Source organism: Bacillus sp. FSL R5-0585, from assembly GCF_038004545.1.
GTDB lineage: Bacteria > Bacillota > Bacilli > Bacillales > Bacillaceae_G > Bacillus_A > Bacillus_A cereus.
The window spans coordinates 3,856,524-3,881,692 of record NZ_JBBORJ010000001.1 but is presented as its reverse complement, the minus strand read 5'-3'; the positions used below and the strand labels follow the sequence as shown (position 1 = coordinate 3,881,692).

The window sequence follows — 25,169 nt, the reverse complement described above, 5'->3', positions numbered from 1 at the left end:
TTGATTTGTTATTATTAGACTGAACGGTCGGTTTAAAGAGGTGTGAATATGAGAAGAAGCGCAGAAGAGATAAAGAAAGAAATTGCATATAAAGCAGAAAGTCTATTTTCACAGAAGGGCTACGCAGCTACATCTATGGAAGAGATTTGTGAAATTACAGAGCGAAGTAAAGGAAGTATTTATTATCACTTTAAAAGTAAAGAAGAATTATTTTTATTTGTAGTGAAACAGCATACGTATGATTGGATTGAAAAATGGAATGAAAAAGAGAAGTTGTATAGCACTAGTACTGAAAAACTATATGGTCTCGCGGAATATCATGTAGAGGACATACAGCAACCAATTTCAAATGCAATAGAGGAATTCTCTATGAGCCAAGTTGTAAGTAAAGAGATTCTGGATGAACTGTTAGCTTTAACTAGAGAATCATATGTTATGTTTGAGAAATTAATTGAAGTAGGTATACAGTCTGGAGAGTTCCGTGAAGATAATACTCGTGATCTTATGTATATTGTGAATGGATTATTATCAGGGCTTGGAGTACTTTACTACGAGCTAGATTATAAAGAGTTGAAGCGTATTTATAAAAAGGCAATAGATGTATTGTTAAAAGGAATGGCAGCTGAATAATAGGTCAGTTGCTTTTCTTACAAAATAAATTAGACCGAACGGTCGGTTTGTGAAAGGGGAATGAAAATGAACGCTTTATTTAAAAACCGAGCATTTATGCTCGTTATGGCGTCTGATATTTTACAACAATTTGCAATTTGGATCAGAAATATGGCTCTTTTGTATTTTATAATGGAGCGAACGAATAATGATCCGGTTTCTGTTTCTTTGTTATCAGTTATGGAATATGCACCTATTTTTATTTTCTCGTTTATCGGTGGTGCGCTAGCTGATCGCTGGAATCCGAAAAGAACAATGGTCGCTGGAGATGTGTTGAGTGTACTGTCTATTATAGGAATTGTCCTGTTGTTAAAGCTGGATTATTGGCAGGCTATATTTTTTGCAACACTCATTTCCGCGATTGTAGGTCAGTTTTCTCAGCCCTCATCTTCGCGTATATTTAAGCGCTATGTAAAAGAAGAAGAGGTAGCAAATGCGATTGCATTTAACCAAACATTACAGTCATTATTTCTGATTTTTGGACCAGTGGTAGGATCGCTTGTGTATACACAACTTGGTTTATTTACGTCACTATATAGCTTAATCATTTTATTTTTGTTATCTGCTATCGCCCTTTCATTTTTACCAAAATGGGTTGAAAAAGAGCAAGTGGCGAGAGATTCATTAAAAAATGATATAAAAGAAGGTTGGAAGTATGTTCTTCATACGAAAAATTTACGTATGATTACGATCACTTTCACCATTATAGGCTTAGCTGTTGGATTAACAACTCCATTAGAGGTATTTCTTGTAATAGAGCGCCTTGGAATGGAAAAGGAAGCAGTTCAATATTTAGCTGCAGCTGATGGAATAGGTATGTTAATTGGTGGTATTGTTGCTGCAATTTTCGCTTCAAAAGTGAATCCGAAAAAGATGTTTGTATTCGGTATGGGCATATTAGCAATGTCATTTTTAGTAGAAGGGCTATCTACATCATTTTGGATTACTAGTTTCATGAGGTTTGGAACAGGTATTTGTTTAGCTTGTGTTAATATTGTTGTCGGTACGCTTATGATTCAACTTGTACCAGAAAATATGGTTGGAAGAGTAAATGGGACGATTTTACCACTTTTTATGGGGGCAATGCTAATTGGAACTGCACTAGCTGGAGGATTAAAGGAACTAACTTCACTAGTTACTGTGTTTTGTATAGCAATGGCACTTATTTTATTAGCGATAGGGCCAGTTCTACGTATGCAAATAAAAAAAGAAGATGTTGCTAATAAAGAGGCACTAACAAATTCGTTAGCTTCGAAATAACTATTGTAAGGGAGCAATATTGCTCCCTTTTTCTTTGAGGAACTTTTGACAACTATATGAGCCAATTATATACTGATGTTGTAAAAACGATTTTACAGGTTAGGAGCAATGGTGTGAAAAATCAAATCTATGAATTACGCACTGAAAATAATATTTCACAAGGCGCATTAGCTGATAAATGTAAGGTTTCTAGACAAACGATAAATGCAATTGAGAATAATAAATATGATCCAAGTTTAGCGTTAGCATTCCGTTTAGCTGAAGTATTAGGAACAACTGTTGATAAATTATTTTTGTACAAGCAGTAGAGTCGTTCATTATAAGGCGCACCTTTAAAAATAAAAAAGATCCTCTTCTTATGAGAAGAGGATCTTTTCTTATAGCGTTTTAGTCTTTGGACTAGGTGGTGTAACGGATGTATTATTTTCTGGAACTCTAGTTAGTAAGAATCCTCCGATAATAAATAGAACAATAATACTAAGAACACCAGCGTTTGTTTTTCCTGTTAATTGCGTTGTAACACCGACTAATACTGGACCCATAATCGCGGCAAACTTGCCAAATATATTATAAAATCCGAAGAATTCATTTGCAGATTCTTTAGGTACTAGTTTTGCAAAGTATGAACGACTTAGTGCTTGAATACCACCTTGAGATGTAGCAACTAACATTGCTAAAATCCAAAAATCAAGTGTCGTTTTTAAGAAATAAGCATATGTGCAAATAATGATATAAATAATGATACCGACATATAACATTTTTTTACCAGTAAATGTTTCAGATAGTTTTCCGTATAGTAAAGCAAATGGACAAGCGACAATTTGTGTTACAAATAATATGATTAATAGATTCGTTGCACTAATACCGAGATCGGTTCCGTAAGCGGTAGACATAGTAATAATTGTATCGACTCCGTCAATATAGAAAAAGTAAGCGATTAGAAACATAAATACAGTTTTATATTCTTTAATATTTTTAAAAGTATCAGCAAGACGTTTGAAGCTCATTCTAATAGGTCTTGGATGACGCTCAATATAGTGTGTTTGCTCTACGTTTTTTAGCATTGGAATTGTAAATAACCCCCACCAAAGAGCTGTTATCGCAAAGGAAATTTGACTAGCAATGCCGACCGATAAGGGAATAGTTCCTTTTTGAGAAAGAATAATAAGAGCGATACAACCGATAAAAGGAATTGTACTCCCGATATAACCTAATGCAAATCCTCTTGTAGAAATTCGGTCCATTCTATCTTCAGAAGTGACGTCCACTAAAAATGCATCATAGAAAATGTTTGCTCCAGCAAAGCCGATTAAGGCGAGCATATAGCACCCTAGCAATAAGTACCACTGAGAGGTTGGAACGACTGCTAACATACTTGTAAATACGATACCGAGTCCAAAGAAGAATGTGAAAAAACGTTTTTTAAATCCTTTATAATCAGCAACTGTGCCAAGAATAGGAGCAAGTATAGAAATTAAAAGTGTTGCGAATGAGTTTGCATATCCCCAATATGCTGTTGAAGTTGCCCCAGATAGTCCAGCTTCTTTTGCAGCTGCTTTAAAGTAAATTGGAAATAATGCAGTTGTAATGACGAGCGAGTATACAGAGTTCGCCCAATCGTATAATATCCAGCTTTTTTCTTGTCTGGACATTTTTTTCATATAATGTTCCCCCTTAAATTTGTTTTACTAACAGTGTACAAAAATAAAAATTATAAAAAGAGAAACAGTGATGAATTTTACATAACTTTTACATATATACACAGTTCTTTACAATTGGAGTAAATCCTCTACAATTGCTCCGTCTGTTTCACCTAAGTGTAAACCGAGTAGTCTAGCGATAGTTGGACCTTCATCAATAAGTCTCATATACGGTATGGTAATGCCGCTTTTTATTCCTTTCCCAGCAGCGATAAAAATTGTTTCATAGTTAGGTTTTGTTGGAGAGTATCCATGCGTACCAAATGTATATTTTTTACTAGGCGTAACATCTTTTTCAGTAATTTCTTTTATAAAATCTCCTGTATAGCTTTCAGTGAAATAATACCCTTCTCGTGCTTCTAACATGAATAAACAATTACTGTCTGCACCGCAGTCTTTGGCAGCTTCATCATGAAGTATAAATTCAATTCCGTTTTGTTTATTTTGAAGTAGTTCTTCAAGAAGTAGTTGTACCTCCCGAATTGTATCCGTATCATTTTTGTCCTTTACATATACATAGGCAGAGCCGTCGCAACTTTGGCAATAGGCTTTCCAGTCTACTAATTTTCCTTTTTTATTAAGAGATATAAGTCCTCTTTGATGGAATAGCACATTTAATTGGATGGATTTGTTTTCACTTAAAGCGCTATGATCACCAAGGGCAATAATTGTACTTTCTTCGTATAGGTCACTTTCTTTTAGTGCTTGAATAATTTTCCCTAGACGGTCGTCATGTCTCTGGATAGCAGCTATTGTTTCGTTAGATTCAAAGCCGTGATAGTGTCTTTGGGTGTCTAGATCGGTGAAATGTACGAACATGACATTAGGCTTTTTCGTCTGGATTGTATGCACAGCAGAGGCGAGGACGAAATCATCCAGCTCTGGTTGTGATAAACCATTTCTTATATGGCCGAAACGACGATTTAAATCTAATTGGTATAGTGGGCTACCGCTAAATAAGGAAACTAACACTTGATTTTGCCAAGGTCTATTGGGGAAAATTTCTGGTAAATTGTAATCGATGTTCGCTCTTCCAGTAACAGGCCATAGAAGGGCGGCTGTCGTTAAATTTGCTTTGCGCGCTTCATCATACAATGTTGTTCCTTTTATTGATTTTCGATACCAATGCCAATCAGGTGATTCACGCCCTGGTTGAAGTAACGTATTGCTAACAACACCGTGCTTGTTAGGGTAATTACCGGTTACGATTGTTGAGTGGCTTGGATATGTTACAGAAGGATAAATTGGTTCTACTTTTTCGACAACCGTGCCCTTTTTTATTAGAGATTGGAAATGAGGTAGTTTTTCTAGTATAGGAAAATCTAAAGCTGATAAACAGTCGAATGATAAAATAATGACATGGTTTGTTAATGCTTTATCCATAAAGTTCCCTCCTGATTATATAAAACCTATTCTTATATATTACTATTAATACCTAGTAATAAAAATATATTTTTAGGTGAAAATTGATTATTTATTTTCAGAAAAATTAAACATATAATTAAGTATAAGGGAATCTATGGAAGGAGGAAACACTATGGATTGGTTAGATGGATTTGGTATCTTTTACATCATTGGTGGAATTACGATTATCCTTGTATTTGCTATTTCATATTTACTAAAGAAACGGTTTCCAGACAAACAGTTCGATATTATATTTGCACTTAGTTTAATACTTCTTTGCTTAGCGTCCTTTCCCGTTACAATGATGGTTATTGGTGGGTGGGAAGGAATGGGATATGGATTTATTGGTTTCTTTGTCCTACTTGGTACACTTATCGGTATGATTGCACATCAACTTGTGAAAATTACGCGGAAAAGCTACGTATAAAACTGTAAAAAATGAAAAGAATATATAATAATAAGAAAATTAGCTATTGTTTTAAAAAAGAATTTGTATTATGATAATCAACAAATTTATTTCGTTATAACGATGAAAAAGGACTAGTACATGTTCAACCTTTTTAGCAGAGAGAGAATCCGCCAGGCTGAAAGATTCTTAAAAAGGCAATATGGAACCTGCCTTTGAGTTCTGCATATGCAGCGGGAATTTCCCGTTATCAAAAAGAGAGCATGCGCAATTTTTGTGCATGAATCAGGGTGGTAACGCCGGCAAAGCTCGGTCCCTATTTAGGGACGCGGGCTTTTTTGTATTTTCTAGAAGGAGGAAGATTGACTATGGCAAAAGAACAAGTGCAAGCCATTACGAAGATGGAAGAGGACTTTGCGCAGTGGTATACCGATATTGTAAAAAAAGCCGAACTTGTTGATTATTCAAGTGTAAAAGGGTGCATGATTTTACGTCCGTATGGTTATGCCTTATGGGAGAATATGCAGAAGGTGATGGATGAGAAGTTAAAAGAAACTGGCCATGAAAATGTATATATGCCAATGTTTATCCCAGAGAGTTTATTGCAAAAAGAGAAGGATCATGTTGAAGGATTTGCTCCTGAAGTAGCATGGGTTACGCATGGTGGAGATGAAAAGTTAGCGGAAAGACTTTGTGTACGTCCTACATCTGAAACTTTATTCTGTGAGCACTTTTCAAAAATTGTGCAATCCTATAATGATTTGCCAAAGTTATATAATCAGTGGTGTTCAGTAGTTCGTTGGGAGAAGACAACTAGGCCGTTTCTTCGTACGACTGAATTTTTATGGCAAGAGGGTCATACAATCCATGAAACAGCAGAAGAATCGCAGACTGAAACATTAAATATTTTAAACTTATATGCTTCTTTCTGTGAGGATTATTTAGCAATACCAGTTATTAAAGGACAAAAAACAGAAAAAGAGAAGTTTGCTGGAGCAAAGGCAACTTATACAATTGAAAGTTTAATGCATGATGGAAAAGCACTTCAAACAGGAACCTCTCATAACTTTGGGACGAATTTCTCAGAAGCATTTGATATTAAGTTTTTAGATCGTAACGGTAAGTGGCAATATGTGCACCAAACATCTTGGGGTGTATCAACAAGAATGATAGGCGGGCTAATAATGGTTCATAGTGATAATAATGGACTTGTAATGCCACCAAAAGTCGCTCCAGTGCAAGTTGTTATTGTGCCAATTGCTCAGCATAAAGAAGGAGTTTTAGCAAAAGCAACAGAGTTACAAGCACATATTCAAAAAGTTGCACGAGTAAAAATAGATGCTAGTAATAAAACACCAGGCTGGAAATTTAATGAGTATGAAATGAAGGGGATTCCAATTCGATTAGAAGTTGGCCCTAAAGATATTGAAAAGAATCAAGTTGTACTTGTAAGAAGAGATACGAAGGAAAAAGAGTTTGTACCAATGGATCAATTAGAAGAACGTATTCCAGCATTACTTGAAGAAATTCATATTGCTTTATTTAATAAAGCAAAAGCATTTCGCGATGAGAATACGTATGTTGCGACAAATTTCGAAGAGATGAAAAAAATAGCTGACGAAAAGCAAGGCTTTATTAAGGCAATGTGGTGCGGGGAATTAGCTTGTGAAGAAAAACTAAAAGAAGAAGTTGGCGTATCTTCACGTTGTATGCCTTTTGAGCAAGAGCATTTAGCTGAAGAATGCATTTGTTGTGGTAAAGAAGCTAAACAAATGGTGTATTGGGGAAAAGCGTATTAATACTTTTTCTGATAGGTGATAAAAGGACTTTGGGCTGCATAATAAAATGTAATCCAAAGTCCTTTTTAGTTTTATACAGTATTTCATGTATTCTTTAGATGGAAGGATGTTGTTCTTATTTTACGTTTTTACGACGAATAAACAGTAACATACCAATTAGGAATGTTGAAAGACCCATTAAAATAGATATAGGGTAATGCGTTGCAGTATTAGGTAATTTATCGCCTTGTTTTTTTGTATTATCTTTTACATTACCACCTTGAGAACCGTTGCCCTTCTGAGAATTGCTATCGCCTTTAACACGATTGTCGCCTTGAGAGCCGTTACTGCCTTGAGAACTGCTATCACCTTTAACACGATTGCCACCTTGAGAGCCATTACCACCGTGTGAGTCACTGCCACCAGAGCCATTGCCGCCAGAGCCATTGCCGCCAGAGCCATTGCCGCCAGAGCCATTGCCGCCAGAGCCATTGCCGCCAGAGCCATTGCCACCAGAACCGTTACCGCCGGAACCGTTGCCGCCAGAGCCACTGTCGCCAGAACCATTGCCGCCAGAACCATTGCCACCGGAACCATTGCCGCCAGAGCCACTGTCGCCAGAGCCACTGTCGCCAGAACCATTGCCGCCAGAACCATTGCCGCCAGAGCCGTTGCCGCCAGAACCATTGCCACCGGAACCATTGCCGCCAGAACCATTGCCGCCGGAACCGTTGCCACCAGAACCACTGCCGTCAGAGCCGCTACCACCAGAACCGTTACCGCCAGAACCGTTGCCACCAGAACCACTGCCGTCAGAGCCGCTACCACCAGAACCGTTACCGCCGGAACCGTTGCCACCAGAACCACTGCCGTCAGAGCCGCTACCACCAGAACCGTTACCGCCGGAACCGTTGCCGCCAGAGCCACTATCGTCCTGAGAACCGTTATTTCCTGGAGGTTTATTATTATCCTTTAAATTTCCTTCGGCAAAATGATCGCTATTTTGTACAATAGCGTTTGTTAATGGTTGGAAGTTTTCAGTTGCAGCATTACCGATATTTAAACCGCTAAAAAAAGATAAAGAGAGTGTTGATGCTAAAATGAAGATTTTCGTCATGGTTTTCCTCCTAAGCAATTAATATTCCATCTAAAATACATCCCTTTGTAATATTTCTTAGGAAAAAGAGTTTTATGCAAAAAAAACTATATATAGAAAAAGGTGGAGTATTTCTAAAGAGAGAAAAGAGTTAGTGTAAATTTTTTATAATAAGTAGAGCGTGGGGAGTTTCAGACTCATTACAATAGAGGAAGTGACAACAGATGAAAGAATATATTGCATTTGATGTTGGTGGTACACAAATTAAATATGGGATTGTTTCAGAAACAGGAACAGTACGAAAGCATCAAACAGTTCCAACAGAAATTCATTTAGGTGGAGAACAAATTATTCAAAAACTTATATATGTATCCAAAAAAATAATGAATGAACATACTATTGTAGGAATTGGTATTAGCACTGCGGGAATTGTTGATATTAATAAAGGAATTGTGACGGGAGGTGCGGATCATATCCCGGGATATAGTACTATTCTTATTATTGATAGATTGCAAGAGATATTAAAAGTTTCAGTATCGATTGACAATGATGTGAATTGTGCAGCGTTTGGAGAAAAATGGAATGGTAGTGGAAGAGAGAAAGAGAATTTTATTATGCTCACCCTCGGAACAGGGATTGGGGGAGCGATTTTTATAGATGGAGAATTGTACCGAGGAAATTCATTTAGTGCTGGTGAATGGGGGAATATGTTAATAGAAGGAAAAACGTTTGAAGAGGTTGCCTCGATTTCAGGATTAATTCGTCTTGTCAGAAAGTATAAAGGCAAAGGTGAGTGGAATGGGAGAACAATTTTTGAGTTGTATGATAAAGGAGATAGAGAAGTTGCTCAAGCAGTTGGGATTTTCTTTAGACATTTGGCAATCGGAATTAGTAATCTTGCTTATATTTTCAATCCAGAAACGATTATTATTGGTGGAGGAATTACCGATAGAGGAAATAAGTTTTTAAAAGAAGTAAAAGAAGAGGTCAGTAAATACTTAAATCAAGAGATTTATAATAATTGTGAGATTGAACTTGCACAAAACGGTAATTGTGCAGGAATGATTGGTGCTATTTACCACTTCTTACATCATCATAAGTAAATTATATGAATGTTTTCATATAACTGAGAATTTATCCTTTTTATCGCTAGGTAAATAATGCTACAATATAAGAGAAGAATACAATATTTTCCGATTTGGAAAATGCTTTGTAGAGAGGGAGAAACTTCATGCCTATTATTTTAGAAAAAGGTCAAAAGATCGATTTAACGAAAGGACAACCAAAAGTAGCAAAACTACAGGTTGGCTTAGGCTGGGATCCAATTGGGCAATCAGGTGGATTTCTGTCTTCATTATTTGGAAGTAAACCAAATGTAGATTGTGATGCATCTGTTGTTATGTTAGAAGGAGATCGTTTTTTAAACAAAAATGATTTAGTTTACTTCGGAAATAAACTTTCTACTTGTGGTAGTATTATTCATTCAGGAGATAATTTAACAGGCGAAGGCGCTGGTGATGACGAAACAATTTTCGTAGAATTACATAAAGTTCCGAGCCGTATTAATCGTTTAGTATTCGTTGTAAATATTTATGACTGTGTAAATCGTCGTCAAGATTTCGGGATGATTCGTAATGCATATATTCGTATTCAAAATCCGCAAACTGGTGAAGAATTAGCGCGCTATAATTTATCGGATAATTATGCTGGCAAAACGACTCTAATTGCAGGTGAAATGTATCGTCACGGAAGTGAATGGAAATTCTCAGCAGTTGGAGAAGGAACACAAGATAAAAACTTAAGTGAGATTGTATCACGTTATCAATAAAATAAACCGAGGAGGAATTGTATATGGCATCAATTTCATTGAAAAAAGGACAAAAGGTAGACTTAACAAAAACGAATCCAGGTCTTTCAAAAGTTCTTGTAGGACTTGGTTGGGATACGAATCGTTATGATGGACAAAATGATTTCGATTTAGATGTTAGTATTTTCTTAGTAGGTGCTAACGGTAAAGTTTCAGGTGCAGAGGATTTCGTCTTCTATAATAACCCAAAAGGTGCGAATGGTGCTGTCGAGCATTTAGGAGATAACCGAACTGGCGAAGGTGAAGGCGATGACGAATCGATTAAAGTAGATTTAAAAAATGTACCTGCACATATCGAACGTATTTGCTTCACAATCACAATTTACGATGGAGAAGGACGCAGCCAAAACTTCGGACAAGTTTCTAACTCTTTCGTACGTATTTTAGATGAAGAAAAGAATGCAGAATTAATTCGTTACGATTTAGGAGAAGATTTCTCTATTGAAACAGCGGTAGTAGTAGGTGAACTATACCGTCATGCAGGTGAATGGAAGTTCAATGCAATCGGAAGTGGATTCCAAGGTGGATTAGCGTCTCTATGTAATAATTTCGGTTTAGATGTAGAGTAATAGATTGATATATCCATCGATAAAACAGATGTTTACTGATGGATATATTTTTTAAGATTAAAATATAGAGGTGAATATAAATGGTTATTCAATTGCAAAAAGGACAGAAGATTGATTTAGGTAAGACAAGCCCTGGTTTAACAAAAGCAGTAATTGGTCTTGGGTGGGATATTAAATCTTACGACGGTGGATCAGATTTCGATTTAGATGCATCAGCATTCCTATTAGATGCGAACGGAAAATGTACGAAGGAAACTGATTTTATCTTCTATAATAATTTACAGTCTCCTTGTGGATCTGTTCTACATACAGGAGATAACCGCACAGGTGAAGGTGAAGGTGACGATGAGCAACTTGTTGTAGATTTGAAGAAAGTTCCAGCAGATGTGCACAAAATTGCTATTACAGTTACGATTTATGATGCAGAAGGCCGTAGTCAAAACTTTGGACAAGTAGGAAATGCGTTCGTTCGTTTAGCGAATGAAGAAACGAATGAAGAAGTTCTTCGTTTTGATTTAGGGGAAGATTTCTCCATCGAAACAGCAGTTGTCTTTTGTGAATTATACCGTCATAATGGACAGTGGAAGTTTAATGCAGTAGGAAGTGGATTCCAAGGTGGTTTAGGTGCGCTTGTAAGAGCGTATGGCTTGGATGCATAGAAAGGAAACGACATTCGTTTCCTTTTTTTGACCTTTCTATAAATCTAGCAAAGAATAGGGGATATAGGTAAGATGAGTATTTTGCAAGGAATCCTTGATACGTATGCTCAGTTTTTTGACTTGGACATGTGGATTAAAGTGTTGCAGGATCCAGTATCTTGGGGATTAATTGGTACACTTGTTGTACTTGAAGGGTTGTTATCTGCTGATAACGCACTTGTATTAGCAGTAATGGTAAAACACCTTCCGGAAGAGAAACGTAAAAAAGCATTATTCTATGGACTTATTGGAGCTTATGTATTCCGCTTTATTGCGATTGGAATCGGGATGTTCTTAATTAAATTATGGTGGGTAAAACTTCTTGGTGCACTTTACCTTGCTTGGTTATCAGTAAAATACTTTATTGATAAGCGTAAAGGTGCAAGTGAAGAAGACGAAGCTCACGGTATGAATCAAAATAGTATTCTCTTTAGAATGTTCGGTGTCTTCTGGGGAACAGTTGCGATGGTTGAATTAATGGATATCGCGTTCTCTGTAGATAGCGTACTTGCTGCATTTGGTGTATCTAATGAAGTTTGGATTCTATTATTAGGCGGAATGCTCGGTATTTTAATGATGCGTGGTATCGCTGGTGTATTCTTAAAATTGTTAGAGCGTATTCCAGAGCTTGAAACAACAGCATATATTTTAATCTTAATTATCGCATCGAAAATGCTATTGTCTCTAATTGATATTCATATTAGTCATACACTGTTCTTCATTATTTTAGTTGTAGCATTTGGAGCAACATTTATAATTCACTACATGAAGAATTCTGGACAAGCTAAAGAAGAAGTTGCAGCTACTAAAGAAGACAATAAATAATTGAAATGGGTTTGCTCGTTTTGCGAGCGCCCATTTTTTATAACCAAAAATAGTTTATAATATAAGAAGGACTTAGAAAAACGTAAATGTTTTTGGAGGTGAACTGTTGTGTTTTCACGTTTTACACTTCAACCATATGCATTAAAAGATGAATCAGATTTAAAGCAATTTGAAACGCTTTTAGAAAAACGCCCACAATATGAGCTGACAGAGAATGAGATGAAATTTAGTTATATAGCATGTCGAATCCTTGGCGTTCCTAATGATGTAGATGAATATTTTAATGAACTGTTTGATTATAGTGAAGCGAAAGGAATCGAAGTTTTACACGAACAAAATTTAAACAAAGTGATTGATTCGGAAAAGCTTCGTCATATTCAAGAAGTGTTCGGATTACATCAAGAAGCACCAAATGGTCTGACAGTAAATAGGCTAGTTGCACACTTATCTGGGAAACAACTTTTACCGAAAGTAGACAATCCTGATTTACAGCATTACATACATACGACGTTTATTTCACTATTGAAATTATATGAGAAGCAACATAATCAGTCGTTAAAGACAGAAGGCTTCCGTCGTTTCTTAATCGACATAATTAAACTAAGCGAAAATTACGTAGCGAAGTGGTTTTCTACGATTAACTATAAGAAACAAATGCCGCGTATCATTTGGTACGGTGATGCACAGGAAAGCCGTATATATTTCTTATACTTTCTTATTATGCTCGGTTGTGATGTGCTTTATTATCACCCAGAAGGAAGAGATGGATTTGAAAATATTGATGAAGAGGGAAGAACTTTTGTTGTATCTCATTCAAGTCGTATTTCGCTTGAACCATTCCCTGATCGTCGCCGTGAGCGTGTTGCAACAGTAGCGTATCAAGCTTCGAAAGAAATTGAACAAGTACTTCACCACGATAATTCACTGCTGTACAAGCCGTGGCAATTCCGTTCCTATACGCCTGTAGCTCGTACACTAAAAACAACATATGATGAACTCTTTTTAATTACGAAAGAAAAGGCGTTTGTACGCCCGACATTCTTTGTTGAAAATAAACACATTTATATCCCTTCTTTATTTGCGAAAATATCAGGCGTTTCAAAGAATGATAAAGAATATTTTCAACGATTAAAGGCTGTTACATCATTTGATAACAGTTTACTAATTAATACATTCCCATTTACGAAAGAACAAAAAGCAAACTTCCAATATCATTATCGAGATGCATTGGACCGAGCTGGGAAATTGCATCCAGATCTAATTATGAATAGCCATTGGTGGCCGCATAAGCGTTTACCGGAAGGTTTACAGCATGGAATTGCAGAAGCGATTATCCATACGTGTGAAAGTGAAATGTGTAAACCAATTGCGAAAGAGACGAAACAAGATGTAGCGCTATATGTTTTCGCGCAACTTTCTCAAATACCACCGAATATTTTAGAACAGCTTGAGAAATTTGATTATTCACAAGATGTACCGAAAATTGTTATATTTAATAATGAGAAGAGTGGAGAGTTAACTCGTTCTGATGCTGTTTTATTACTATTTTTGAATCAAATTGGAGTAGATGTATTCCATTTCAATCCAACGGGAAGAAACGATATTGAACCGTATATTGAAGCGGGGGCATTTGATTCACATTGGCTTGAAGAGGTTAATTTCGATCTTGAGTTTCATGGTTCATCAGCCTATAAAAATTTATCACAAACAATAAAAGGACTATTTCGTCCATTTTTATAAGGAAAGGGAGAATACCATATGAATAACCCAGTCGTACTAGATCCGAAAACAGAATTAAATGAACAAACAGCACAAGATGTTCGCTTACAACTTAGACAAGATGCGGATGTACAACGTATTTATAATGCGGTAGATATTAAAGATCAATTAGAATTAATTGAACTTGGAAAAGAACCTTCTATGGAGATTTCACGTTTTGCTGATCAAATTTTACATACAATGTCATTATCAAAGATAGAAGATTCTGGTGAATTATTAAAACAGCTTGGTAAAATTATGGACCGATTTGATAGTAAAGACTTTGCGGAAGAAAAAAGTGGTTTCTTCTCACGCATGTTCAAAAAAGCGGATAAAATGATAGAACAAATCTTTAGTAAATATCAAACGATGGGCCGGGAAATTGATAAAGTTTATGTGGAAATTACGAAGTACCAAGATGAGATGAAAAAATCAATTGGTACGTTAGATGGCTTGTATGAGCAAAACTTAAAATATTATTTAGACTTAGAAAAATACGTAGTAGCAGGAGAAATGTTATTAGAGCGTTTAAATACAGAGTTAGTTCCGATGTATGAAGAGCGTGTACGTAATAATGATCAATTAGCAGGTATTGAATTAGAGTCGCTTAAAAACTCTGTTGAAATTTTAGAACAGCGAATTGACGATTTAGAAAAAGCACGTATGGTTGCGTTACTTACAGCACCACAAATTCGTATGATTCAACGTGGTAATAATAAATTAATTGGTAAAATCAATACAGCATTTATTACAACGATTCCTATCTTTAAAAATGGTATCATTCAAGCGGTAAATGCCAAGCGTCAAAAGCTTGTTGCAGATTCTATGGCTGAACTGGATCGCCGTACAAATGAATTACTTAAGAAAAATGCACAAAATATCGCGACGCAAAGTGTAGAAGTAGCGAGATTATCAGGTTCTTCTAGTATTAAGATGGAGACACTTGAGGAAACCTGGAACATTATTTCAAGAGGTATGCAAGAAACACAACAAATTGAAGAGCAAAACAAACGTGAGCGTGAAGAAAGCCGCAAACGTATGGCTACATTAACAGAGAACATCAAAAAAGAATTACAAGGATAAATGAAAAGGCAATGAGGACTATTCCTCATTGCCTTTTAGTTTCTCTTCACTAATTTAATAATTTCATTCACAACAAGCGGAATGATACTTAATAAGAGAACAAATCCCCAATCTCGCATCGTTAATGCATGTACACCGAATATATTTGCAAGGGGCGGGATGGAGATGATACAAACTTGCATAAGAACACCGATAAGAAGGGAGAAAACTAAATATTTATTCGTAAAGATCCCAATTGAAAAAATTGATTTCGTTCTTGAACGCAAGTTAAATGAATGAACGAGCTGAGAAAAACTAAGAACGACAAATGCCATCGTTTGAGCGTGTAATAGAGCATCGTCATCAATTCGCTCTGGGAAAAGAGGGAATAAATTTGTATCTCCAGTATAGAATTTTGCTCCGGCGATAAAAGCTATTAGCGTTAAAAGTCCAATGATAACTCCATTGAAAATCAGGAAAGGAACGCTGCCACTAAATAAGCTTTCTTTCGCATGTCGTGGTTTTTCCTTCATCACATCTGGATCTTCAGGATCAACCCCAAGTGATAATGCAGGCAGTGTATCTGTAATTAAATTCACCCACAAAATATGAATAGGTCGTAGTGGTGTTGCCCAGCCGAGTAAAATCGCTAAAAATAAAGCGATAATTTCTCCGAAGTTACAAGAGAGTAGGAAGAGAATTGATTTTTTTATGTTACGATAAATATTTCTACCTTCTTCAACGGCTTTCACGATAGATGAGAAATTATCATCTGTTAACACGACATCTGCTGCCCCTTTTGCAACGTCTGTTCCTGTAATGCCCATCGCTACGCCAACATCAGCTTGCTTTAAAGATGGTGCATCATTGACACCATCACCAGTCATAGAAACGATATTTCCTTTTGCGCGTAATGCCTTTACAATTTTCACTTTATGCTCTGGAGAGACTCTAGCGAATACATTTAAATGATTAATTTTGTTAGCTAGTTCTGTATCAGAAATGTTATCTAATTCAGTTCCAATCATAATTTCAGATATTTCTTCAGCAATACCAAGTTCTTTGGCAATCGCAAAGGCGGTATCTTTATGGTCTCCAGTAATCATAACTGTGCGAATACCGGCTTTTTTACATTCTGTAATGGAATCTTTTACTTCAGTTCGCGGTGGATCAATCATACCGACAAGGCCAATAAAGGTGAGGTTTTCTTCGAGATGATCTATATCCACATTGCTTGAATTGTATTGTTTAAATGCGAATGAAAGCACTCTTAAAGCTTCTTGAGACATTGATCCGGCAGCTTCTAATATTTGATTTTTATCAGAATCAGTTAAAATCTCGATTTTGCCGTTTTTAAAAATATGGGTACATCGAGGTAAGAGTTTATCAATAGCGCCTTTCGTCATGCTATAGTAACTTTCATTGTACATATGTACGGTTGACATCATTTTACGATCTGAATCAAAAGGTACTTCGTTAACACGTTCATGTATTTTTTCTAAATGATCTTTTTGCATGTTAAAAGTGGTTCCAGCAACGAGAAGTGCAATTTCAGTCGGGTCTCCCGTTTGTGATTCGTTATTGTAAGACGCATCATTACATAGCACCATATTTTCTAACAATAGACGTTGCGCATCATTATTTACATTTAAACTTTCTAAGCGATCGTATGTGTTATCACTATAAAAGTGAGTAACGGTCATTTTATTTTGCGTTAACGTACCTGTTTTATCTGAACAAATAATTGTGACAGAACCGAGGGCTTCAACAGCTGGTAGTTTCCGAATGATAACGTTTTGTTTAATCATACGTTGCACACCAATTGCAAGAACGATGGAAACGATAGCTGGCAAGCCTTCTGGAATAGCTGCAACAGCTAAACTAATAGCAGTCATAAACATTTCTAATGTATCCCGGCCTTGTAAAAAACCGATGAGAAACATAACGATACAAATAGCTACAGCGACAAAGCCTAAATATTTTCCAACTTGTGCTAAGCTTTTTTGAAGTGGTGTCATATCATCGTCTGCTTCATGTAAAAGGGTAGCAATCTTACCAATTTGTGAGTTCATCCCAGTTTCAACAGCAACACCGACGCCTCTTCCGTATGTTACAAGAGTGGACATAAAGGCCATGTTTTTTTGATCGCCGAGTGGTACTTGCTCATCACTTTGCATGGAAGGGTGGTAGATTGCATCTTTATCAACAGGGACAGATTCACCAGTTAGAGCAGATTCTTCAACTTTTAAATTTGCGGTTTCGATAAGGCGTAAATCGCATGGGATATATCGTCCGGCGTCGAGCATAACGATATCCCCTGGAACGACGTGCTCAGATGGAATTTCTTTTAGTTCACCATTTCTCTTGACGATAGCTTTAGGTGTTGCCATCTTTTTCAATGCCTCTAAAGCTTGTTCTGCTTTCGATTCTTGGACAACACCGATAACAGCATTTAAAACTACAACGAGCGCGATAATACTGGCATCCGCCCATTCACCTACAAAGGCAGAAATAAGGGCAGCAATAATAAGGACATATACGAGGACGTCATTAATTTGGGCGAAAATACGCTGCCATAAAGTGCGTTTTTGTTTTGTAGCTAATTCATTAGAACCGTATTGCTTTAAACGTTCACTTACAATCTCATCTGTTAAACCGTGTTGTTCGTTTGTTTCTAGGTCAATTAATGTTTGATTTTTCGTCTTACTGTACCAATTGCTCATAAGTAAGCACCTCCAGTAAAAACAGTTAGCAATGGTAGTGTTGCTATTATTTGTGAGTAGTATGTATGGAGAAAAAATCTAAGATGAGGTTCTACTTCTATTGTACAATATTTTACAGTTGGTTGAGGGAAAGAGATGAGTTGTCATGAATTTGTTGGAAATAAAAAAGAGCCTCATATAAGAGAGGCTTTTTTACTTTTTAATTAATGTACCTAATTCTTCTGTAATAGCTTGCATTTCACTAATGCTGAATGTTTCACGTTTCATAACATGATCATAAATGTCACGTAAATCTTCGTACATTTCTTCGTTAAAACTAGCAGCTCTCATCGCTCCAGCATTAACCATACGTAATTTTTCTTTAATAGCTTCGACCATATATTCAACGTTTTCTTCTGACTTTACGGATAAATCCACCGAAGTGTCCCCCTTTAAAATAACATAAGGCTATCTTAACATTTTTTATCATTTTCGTTAATGAATCTTTTCAATCCCATTAAATTAGTAGGGATTTCCTTTATATTCACTAATTGGTTGTTTATACTATAAGTATATATAAACAAATGCACCAAGAAAGGAAGAAACAAAAATATGGTTCAAGTATTGTTTGTTTGTCTTGGGAACATTTGCCGTTCTCCGATGGCAGAAGCGATTTTTCGAAATCTTGTCGTAAAAGAGGGACTTGAAGAGAAAATTGTCATTGATTCTGCAGGAACTGGAGATTGGCATGTTGGCCATCCGCCACATAAAGGAACACAAAAAATTTTAAAAGAAAATGCAGTCACTTTTGAAGGAATTAAAGCAAGGCAAGTAGAAAAAGAAGACTTAACAAAGTTTGATTATATTATTGCCATGGACAACAAGAATATAGCAGATTTAAAAAGTTTAGGTAAAACTGGAGGCTATATTGGTAGGCTGTCCGACTTTGTTCCAGACGGTGGCTGGACAGACGTTCCTGACCCTTACTATACAGGGAATTTCCAAGAAGTATATGACCTTGTAACAGAAGGGTGTGCAAAGCTATTAGCTTTCATTCGAAATGAACAAGGAATATGAGGAAGCTTAGAAAGAAATACTTTCTAACATAAGAAATGAAAGGGTGAAGGAATATGGCAAAGAAAAATAATATTGCTCGAAACATTGCGATTGGTGTAGCGGCAGGTGTAGCTGTATCCATGTTAAAGAAAGAAAACCGTGAAAAAGTAAAAAATACAGCAGAAAAAGCAAAAACAAAGATGATTGAAATTGGTGAAAATGCAAAGATCAAAGAAAAAGTGCAAACTGTTACAGATAAAGGACGCGAACTTGCTGATTTCAATGTGGTAAAAGCGAAAGTAGCAGAAATTAAAAAATTAACGCCATCTGTTGTAGAGACGTTAAAAGAAACGAAAGAAATTTTTAGTAAGAAAAAAGTTGAGCCAGAAGAAAAGCCAGAAACGATTGAAATTCAAGCTGTATCTCCAAAGGTAGATGAGTTGAAAGTAGAAGAAGAGCCAATAGTTGCTGAAGATGGTGGTATGAAAGAAGCGCGTGAATTATTTATGAAAGACTCAAATGCAGTGGAAAAAAAAACTGAAGCGTACATTGAGTTAAAGCAAGATAAAGAAGAGAAGAAAAGCGTTTAAACATATATGAGAAAAATTTTAGAAAAGGTGAGAAGAAATCGTACTTATTCGTTTGGTAAAGATTTATATGACCGGACGATGCGCGATGATGTAGCGGGCTTGGCAGCACAGCTCGCTTATTTCTTCTTGCTTGCGATTTTTCCTGGGCTCGTTTTCTTAATTACGCTTCTTGGATTTATTCCCATTCAAACAGAGGATGTGCTTAGTTTATTAGAGGTTTATGTACCAGATGATGCAATGAACTTAATTGAGGTAAATGTAGATAAAGTTGTAAACCAGCAAAATGGTGGTTTATTATCATTTGGTTTATTATCCATGTTATGGTTTGCCTCAAATGGTGTTAATGCGGTTATGAATGCTTTTAACCGCGCTTATGACGTGAAGGAAACACGTTCTTTTATTACAACAAGAGCGTTATCAATTGTGTTTACATTAGCTATTATTTTTATGATTGTCTTTGCGTTAATTGTTCCGGTATTCGGACAAGTTATTGGAGCAGCAGTGTTTAAAGCACTCGGTTTATCAGATAGTTTTTCTTTCGTATGGAGCATTACACGATTAGTAGCGAGTTTCTTCGTGCTATTTGCTTTGTTTAGTTTCTTATATACATTTGCCCCAGATCGAAAGTTAAAAAGAAGAGAAGTTATTTCAGGGGCGTTATTTGCTACTGTAGGATGGATTGTGGTATCGTACTCATTTGCTTATTATGTAGATAAGTTTGCGAATTACGCCAATACATATGGTGGTCTCGGTGGTATCATTATTTTAATGTTATGGTTTTACTTAACTGGATGGGTAATTTTACTTGGCGGTGAAATTAATGGTTTACTCCACCATTATAGAACCGGTGACAATAATTCCCGTAATGAATAATGAGCTCTTGTTCCATAATAAAAAGGAACAGGGGGGATATTTCATGAGTAATAATAAAAAGAACCATAATAATAAAAGTAATAATAAACAAAAGAGCAGTTCGCATCCAAAGCATAAAACGAGTAGCAGTGCGAACGGTCATAATAGCTATCATTAAAAAAAACGGGTCCTCTATGAGGGACCCGTTTTATTTGCTTCCTTTTAATAATCGTAAGCCATTCAAAATGACAAGAATCGTACTTCCTTCATGGCCAATAACACCGAATGGAAGAGCTAAAAATTGCAAGAAGTTTGAACAAATTAGCATGGCAATAACGGCTAGCGAAAAGATTACGTTTTGCTTCACAATACGGTTCATTCGTTTTGATAAACGAATTGCTTGGGAAAGACGAGATAGTTCGTTCTTCATCAGTACAACATCCGCAGTTTCTAAAGCTACATCTGTTCCTTCTCCCATTGCGACACCAATGCTAGCAGTAGCTAGTGCAGGTGCATCATTTATACCGTCTCCGACCATTGCTACTGTACCGTATTTTTCTTTTAACTTTTTAATCGTTTCAACTTTTGTTTCTGGTAAGCATGATGCGTAATATTCCTTTATATTACTTTCAGAGGCAATTGCTTTTGCCGTTTCTTCATTATCTCCAGTAATCATAATTGCTTCGACACCAATGCTTTGTAATTCACGAATAGCAGCTATTGTTTCTTGGCGAAGCGTATCTTTTAAAGCGATAAGTCCAAGAATGCCTCCCTCATCACTAATATAAACGACAGTTTTACCTTCCTTTTCAAGTGAGGCAGAAATACCATTATGAAATGTTTTTGTTTCTTCACCGATAAAATCAGCTTTACCTATTTTATAAGCGTTGTTTTCGAATATTCCTTTTAGCCCAAAACCAGTTACATCTTCAACCTTTTCAGGTTTTTTTAATGTAATGTCGTACGCATGTTGTGCATATTTAACAATAGATGCAGCCAAAGGATGTGTAGAGTGACTTTCAATGGATGCTGTAATAGAAAGTACTTCTTTTTCTGTCATATTTTCTCGAACATATACATCTGTTACGGTAGGTTTTCCTTCTGTTAATGTTCCTGTTTTATCAAAGGCGATTGCTCTTACTGAAGCGAGGCGTTCTAAATGTATGCCACCTTTAAAGAGAATTCCATTTCTTGCTCCGTTAGAAATTGCAGATAACGTTGCTGGTGTAATGGCAGCAACGAGCGCACAAGGAGATGCGACTACAAGTAAGATCATAGCGCGATAAAACGTTTCATTCCAGCTCCAGTCAAGTAAGAAATGAGGAACGAACATCATAAGCGCAACAACGAGTAGTACACCTTTTACGTATGTTCCTTCAAACTTTTCGATGAATAGTTGTGATGGTGATTTTTCACTTTGTGCACTTTGTACGAGACGGATAATCTTTTGGAATAATGTTTGATCGCTCGGCTTCGTAATTTTAACTTCGATAGCACCACGTAAATTTACAGTACCTGCAAATACTTCATCGCCATGTCTTTTCTCATTTGGAATAGGTTCTCCCGTGATTGCTGCTTCATCGATATTTGTTTCACCGTTATGAATCGTACCGTCAGCAGGAACACGTTCACCTGGTTTAATTAAAATAATGTCGTTAATTTGTAACTCTCCAACAGGAATACGTTCCTCTGTTCCGTTGGAAATGCGTAATGCTTCTTCGGGTTGTAAGTCAAGAAGAGCGGAAATTTCTTTTTGGCTCTTACTTAATGTATAAGATTCCATAGCACCGCTGAGCGCAAAGATGAAGATTAAAATAGCCCCTTCTGCCCAGTAGCCAATAATTGCAGCACCGATAGCTGCAAAGAGCATTAGCATTTCAACATTTAGCTCTTTTTCTTCAATCGTATCTTCAATTCCTTCTTTCGCTTTTGCATATCCACCAACTATATAAGCAAGGATATAGCAAGTAATACCTGCATTCATTGCATCGTTCTTTGTGAATAGCCAGCCAGCTAAAATAAAAATACCAGATGCCAATGCAAATACAAGTTCATAATGTTTTTTTAATGTGTCCCATAAAGAGGGATGAGAAATTGCTTCTTTTGCGTGTAACGTTTTTACTTCTGAGTTCATTACTACTCGCTCCTTCCGAATTCTTATTGAGAAAAATAATCAAAATCGAAACCCTTATAAAACGACGAAAGCTGCCATCCATAATGGATAGCAGCATTTCTGTTGAATCTGTTTTTAATCGTTCTTATGTTGTAATTATTCTATAGTATATCATATGTTTTTATGAGATGGTACGGTTTTGTTTCAAGTATAAACGGAAAACTTGTGTTTTCGCAATTCCTTTGGTATATATGAATATTGTTCATAAAAAGGTCGGAAAGGAAGACAACAAGTGAAGACAGAGAAATTTTTTACCCATCCGATTGGCGTATTTATTGCTGCAATAGTAGCAACTTTTTTATGGGGAAGCGCATTTCCTTTTATTAAATTAAGTTATGTTGAACTTGGAATTCAACCACAAGAAGTTGGAGAGCAAATATTATTTGCCGGTTATCGTTTCTTTTTATCTGGATTCATGCTCTTATTATTCTTTAAAGTGTTAGGAAAAGATATGAGCTTCAAAAAAGGAACGGGGAAACAGTTAATACAAATTGGTTTATTCCAAACGTTTCTTCAATATATCTGTTTTTATATTGGAATGAGTTATAGTTCGGGAATTGAAGGAGCTATCATTTCAGGGACATCATCATTCTTTCAAATTTTACTCGCCCATTTTTTATATAAAGATGATGCTCTCAATATAAGAAAATTAATTGGGGTATCGATTGGTTTTTGTGGCGTCGTTTTAGTAAATGTGCCGAGTGATGGTAGCTTATCATTTCATTTTGGAATCGGAAGCTTATTACTTCTTAGTGCAGCAATGCTGTATTCATATGGAAACATATTAGCAAAAGAAGGTAGTAAAACATTAGATGTTGGCTATATGACAGCATACCAAATGATGTTTGGTTCTATAGGATTATTATGTATAGGGGCTTTACAAGTTGGAGTCATGCCATTTACATTTAGTCTACATGCACTACTTATGCTGATTTATTTATCTTTCTTATCTGCAGCTGGTTTTTGCATTTGGAATACAATTATGAAGTACAACAAGGTTGGAAAAGTATCTATGTATATGTTCTTTATACCCGTATTTGGTGTGTTATTATCGAGCATGATTTTAGGTGAAGCAATTCATTCATTTGTGCTACTCGGTTTAGCATGTGTAGCCGCGGGAATTATTGTGGTAAATCGGACGCCAGCTAAGCAAAAAATAGAGGAAGAAAAACAAGTAGCATAGAAAGCAGAAAAGCGATTACAATGGAAGAACAGTACTGTTCTTCTTTTTTTATAGAAAAAGGATAATAGACTAAGTGTAACGAAAAAAGATACAAAAAGCATTTATTGAGGAGAACATATTATGAATCTACTTTACGTGGTGTTAATTGGGCAAATACTTCTTTTTTTAATTGGTGCAATTTATGCAATGCGGCAGACAAAAAGAACGAAAGATAATATGCCGTTACCTTTAGCAATCCGTCTTATTCTTAGTTTTTCTTTAACAGGTAGTGCAATTTGGATATGGTTACAAGATCCATCTGTAGAGTATAGTACGTGGGTTGCACTTGGTATGACTTTATCGACTGTGGGAGATTTGTTTATGGCTGGGCTGATTCCAATTGGTCACAGGTTAATTGGAGGGATGGTTACTTTCGCTCTTGCTCATTGTTTTTATGTAAAAGCATTTTTGCAAACAGGAATTTCGTGGAATGGTTTTTGGATTGGCTTACTCGTATATGGGCTCTTTCTAATTGTAGGATGGTTCTTCTTTATCCGAAATGATAAACAGGATAAATTGTTTACGATAGGAGCTCTAATTTACGGATTGTGGGTTGGAGGAATGGCTTGCTTTGCATTCGCCTTATATTATGAAAATACAGGAATATGGTGGATACCAGCGTTTGGTGGCTTACTGTTTGTAATTTCTGATTTCATTATTGGCGTGACAGATATCGGAGGGCGTAAATTGAAGTATGAGCCACTTTGGATTTGGTTTACATATGTAGCTGCTCAAATGTGTATTATATATGTGGGATTATAAAAATATACTCTCAAAAATAGTGGATAGACTATTTTGAGAGTATATTTTTTGCTTGTTAATTTGATTAGTATTTTTATTTTAAAATTTCTAATATTATAATTTTATAATTCAGAATTTTGTAGAAAATCATCGGTCGTATTATTTATAATAAAAGTAAAAAGATGATGAGTTGGTGAAATGATGCAAAAGAAAAAACGTTGGCGTGAATTCTTTGGAACTATTGCAATTGCATGTTTATTGGTGTTTTTGGCGAAAATTTTTGTGTTTTTTCCGACGACTGTAAAAGGAGCATCTATGAGGCCAACGTTGCAAGATGGAGATAAGGTAATTGTTAATAAGTTAGCAAAACAATTTGAAAGCTATGGGAGAGAAGATATTATTGTTGTGAAAACAGATAATTTTTATGTCAAAAGAGTGATTGGATTGCCTGGAGATATAATTGAGATGAGAAATGATCAATTATACGTAAATTCTGAAGTGAAAGATGAAGAGTATTTGGATAGTAATAAAAAACAAGCAGAAAAAAAACTTATGAATTTAACAGAGGACTTTGGACCGATTACAGTTCCTAAAAATAAGATTTTTGTTATGGGAGATAATCGCTTAATAAGTAAGGATAGTAGAAATGGTTTAGGTTTTATTGATAGAGAAGATGTGTTAGGAAAGTTAGCAGGCATTTATTATCCGTTTGAACATATGAAAATAATAAAGTAAAAAAAC

At 36.0% G+C, this 25,169-nt stretch carries 24 protein-coding genes and 1 other annotated feature; of the genes, 18 read left to right on the top strand and 6 right to left on the bottom strand.

Annotation, left to right across the window (positions count from 1 at the left end):
- The first annotated feature begins 48 nt into the window (after nt 1-48).
- The 3 genes from MKY38_RS20065 to MKY38_RS20055 all read left to right on the top strand — a co-directional run bounded on the left by MKY38_RS20065 (nt 49) and on the right by MKY38_RS20055 (nt 2,237).
- Complete coding sequence (locus MKY38_RS20065; RefSeq protein WP_001254434.1) at nt 49-630, top strand: TetR/AcrR family transcriptional regulator; 582 nt, start codon at nt 49-51, stop codon at nt 628-630.
- A gap of 66 nt (nt 631-696) precedes the next feature.
- Nucleotides 697-1,929 carry an MFS transporter gene (locus MKY38_RS20060; RefSeq protein WP_114555819.1) on the top strand — a complete coding sequence of 411 codons (1,233 nt, stop codon included), beginning with the start codon at nt 697-699 and terminating at the stop codon, nt 1,927-1,929.
- Between the two features lie 56 nt (nt 1,930-1,985).
- Nucleotides 1,986-2,237, top strand: a complete 252-nt coding sequence (locus tag MKY38_RS20055) for a helix-turn-helix transcriptional regulator (RefSeq protein ID WP_002023181.1) — start codon at nt 1,986-1,988, stop codon at nt 2,235-2,237.
- Between the two features lie 69 nt (nt 2,238-2,306).
- Here MKY38_RS20055 and MKY38_RS20050 read toward each other — a convergent pair whose 3' ends face one another.
- Both MKY38_RS20050 and MKY38_RS20045 read right to left on the bottom strand, forming a co-directional pair.
- On the bottom strand, nt 2,307-3,590 hold the full coding sequence (locus MKY38_RS20050; RefSeq protein ID WP_000738812.1) for an MFS transporter: 1,284 nt from the start codon (nt 3,588-3,590) through the stop codon (nt 2,307-2,309).
- A 108-nt stretch (nt 3,591-3,698) separates the two neighbouring features.
- Nucleotides 3,699-5,012 carry an alkaline phosphatase family protein gene (locus tag MKY38_RS20045; protein WP_065224803.1) on the bottom strand — a complete coding sequence of 438 codons (1,314 nt, stop codon included), beginning with the start codon at nt 5,010-5,012 and terminating at the stop codon, nt 3,699-3,701.
- Nucleotides 5,013-5,166: 154 nt separating this feature from the next.
- Here MKY38_RS20045 and MKY38_RS20040 point away from each other — a divergent pair, with 154 nt between their 5' ends.
- Both MKY38_RS20040 and proS read left to right on the top strand, forming a co-directional pair.
- A complete protein-coding gene (locus MKY38_RS20040; RefSeq protein ID WP_000383853.1) occupies nt 5,167-5,460 on the top strand; it encodes a YesK-like family protein in 294 nt (97 codons plus the stop codon).
- Nucleotides 5,461-5,553: 93 nt separating this feature from the next.
- Nucleotides 5,554-5,760 (top strand) — a binding site (T-box leader).
- A 47-nt stretch (nt 5,761-5,807) separates the two neighbouring features.
- Complete coding sequence (gene proS / locus MKY38_RS20035; RefSeq protein WP_061456728.1) at nt 5,808-7,238, top strand: proline--tRNA ligase; 1,431 nt, start codon at nt 5,808-5,810, stop codon at nt 7,236-7,238.
- A gap of 115 nt (nt 7,239-7,353) precedes the next feature.
- Here proS and MKY38_RS20030 read toward each other — a convergent pair whose 3' ends face one another.
- A complete protein-coding gene (locus tag MKY38_RS20030) occupies nt 7,354-8,334 on the bottom strand; it encodes an LPXTG cell wall anchor domain-containing protein (protein WP_341049531.1) in 981 nt (326 codons plus the stop codon).
- A 203-nt stretch (nt 8,335-8,537) separates the two neighbouring features.
- On the opposite strand from MKY38_RS20030, the gene MKY38_RS20025 reads away from it, so the two are divergent.
- The 7 genes from MKY38_RS20025 to MKY38_RS19995 all read left to right on the top strand — a co-directional run bounded on the left by MKY38_RS20025 (nt 8,538) and on the right by MKY38_RS19995 (nt 15,113).
- Nucleotides 8,538-9,416, top strand: coding sequence for an ROK family protein (locus MKY38_RS20025; RefSeq protein WP_114555817.1), 879 nt, complete (start codon nt 8,538-8,540; stop codon nt 9,414-9,416).
- Between the two features lie 128 nt (nt 9,417-9,544).
- On the top strand, nt 9,545-10,141 hold the full coding sequence (locus tag MKY38_RS20020; protein WP_001121586.1) for a TerD family protein: 597 nt from the start codon (nt 9,545-9,547) through the stop codon (nt 10,139-10,141).
- A 23-nt stretch (nt 10,142-10,164) separates the two neighbouring features.
- Nucleotides 10,165-10,749 carry a TerD family protein gene (locus tag MKY38_RS20015; protein WP_000146731.1) on the top strand — a complete coding sequence of 195 codons (585 nt, stop codon included), beginning with the start codon at nt 10,165-10,167 and terminating at the stop codon, nt 10,747-10,749.
- 80 nt (nt 10,750-10,829) lie between these two features.
- Nucleotides 10,830-11,408 (top strand): TerD family protein, encoded by a 579-nt coding sequence (locus tag MKY38_RS20010; protein ID WP_000236649.1) that lies wholly within the window; start codon nt 10,830-10,832, stop codon nt 11,406-11,408.
- A 72-nt stretch (nt 11,409-11,480) separates the two neighbouring features.
- A complete protein-coding gene (locus MKY38_RS20005; protein WP_000025705.1) occupies nt 11,481-12,272 on the top strand; it encodes a TerC family protein in 792 nt (263 codons plus the stop codon).
- A 108-nt stretch (nt 12,273-12,380) separates the two neighbouring features.
- Entirely contained in the window at nt 12,381-14,012 is a 1,632-nt protein-coding gene (locus tag MKY38_RS20000) for a YceG family protein (RefSeq protein ID WP_114555816.1), read from the top strand.
- An 18-nt stretch (nt 14,013-14,030) separates the two neighbouring features.
- Nucleotides 14,031-15,113, top strand: a complete 1,083-nt coding sequence (locus tag MKY38_RS19995) for a toxic anion resistance protein (protein WP_001064409.1) — start codon at nt 14,031-14,033, stop codon at nt 15,111-15,113.
- Nucleotides 15,114-15,148: 35 nt separating this feature from the next.
- Here the strand turns inward: MKY38_RS19995 and MKY38_RS19990 are convergent, their stop codons facing one another.
- Nucleotides 15,149-17,815: a cation-translocating P-type ATPase gene (locus MKY38_RS19990; protein WP_114555815.1), complete on the bottom strand. Its 2,667-nt coding sequence runs from the start codon at nt 17,813-17,815 to the stop codon at nt 15,149-15,151.
- A 192-nt stretch (nt 17,816-18,007) separates the two neighbouring features.
- Complete coding sequence (locus tag MKY38_RS19985) at nt 18,008-18,232, bottom strand: DUF1128 domain-containing protein (RefSeq protein ID WP_000366196.1); 225 nt, start codon at nt 18,230-18,232, stop codon at nt 18,008-18,010.
- Nucleotides 18,233-18,406: 174 nt separating this feature from the next.
- Between MKY38_RS19985 and MKY38_RS19980 the strand changes: the two genes are divergently transcribed.
- The 3 genes from MKY38_RS19980 to MKY38_RS19970 are packed head-to-tail and all read left to right on the top strand — an operon-like array spanning nt 18,407 to nt 20,313.
- On the top strand, nt 18,407-18,871 hold the full coding sequence (locus MKY38_RS19980; RefSeq protein WP_000250916.1) for a low molecular weight protein-tyrosine-phosphatase: 465 nt from the start codon (nt 18,407-18,409) through the stop codon (nt 18,869-18,871).
- 53 nt (nt 18,872-18,924) lie between these two features.
- A complete protein-coding gene (locus tag MKY38_RS19975; RefSeq protein WP_001085389.1) occupies nt 18,925-19,440 on the top strand; it encodes a DUF4075 domain-containing protein in 516 nt (171 codons plus the stop codon).
- 6 nt (nt 19,441-19,446) lie between these two features.
- A complete protein-coding gene (locus MKY38_RS19970) occupies nt 19,447-20,313 on the top strand; it encodes a YihY/virulence factor BrkB family protein (protein WP_001226536.1) in 867 nt (288 codons plus the stop codon).
- 187 nt (nt 20,314-20,500) lie between these two features.
- Here MKY38_RS19970 and MKY38_RS19965 read toward each other — a convergent pair whose 3' ends face one another.
- The gene (locus MKY38_RS19965; RefSeq protein ID WP_114555814.1) at nt 20,501-22,426 is read right to left on the bottom strand and encodes a heavy metal translocating P-type ATPase; all 1,926 of its coding nucleotides are present in this window, start codon (nt 22,424-22,426) and stop codon (nt 20,501-20,503) included.
- Between the two features lie 271 nt (nt 22,427-22,697).
- On the opposite strand from MKY38_RS19965, the gene MKY38_RS19960 reads away from it, so the two are divergent.
- The 3 genes from MKY38_RS19960 (at nt 22,698) to lepB (ending at nt 25,163) form a co-directional block, all read left to right on the top strand.
- On the top strand, nt 22,698-23,648 hold the full coding sequence (locus MKY38_RS19960) for a DMT family transporter (protein ID WP_114555813.1): 951 nt from the start codon (nt 22,698-22,700) through the stop codon (nt 23,646-23,648).
- Nucleotides 23,649-23,768: 120 nt separating this feature from the next.
- Nucleotides 23,769-24,449: a lysoplasmalogenase gene (locus MKY38_RS19955; protein ID WP_078384674.1), complete on the top strand. Its 681-nt coding sequence runs from the start codon at nt 23,769-23,771 to the stop codon at nt 24,447-24,449.
- Nucleotides 24,450-24,626: 177 nt separating this feature from the next.
- Entirely contained in the window at nt 24,627-25,163 is a 537-nt protein-coding gene (gene lepB / locus MKY38_RS19950; RefSeq protein WP_000983308.1) for a signal peptidase I, read from the top strand.
- The last annotated feature ends 6 nt before the right edge of the window (nt 25,164-25,169 follow it).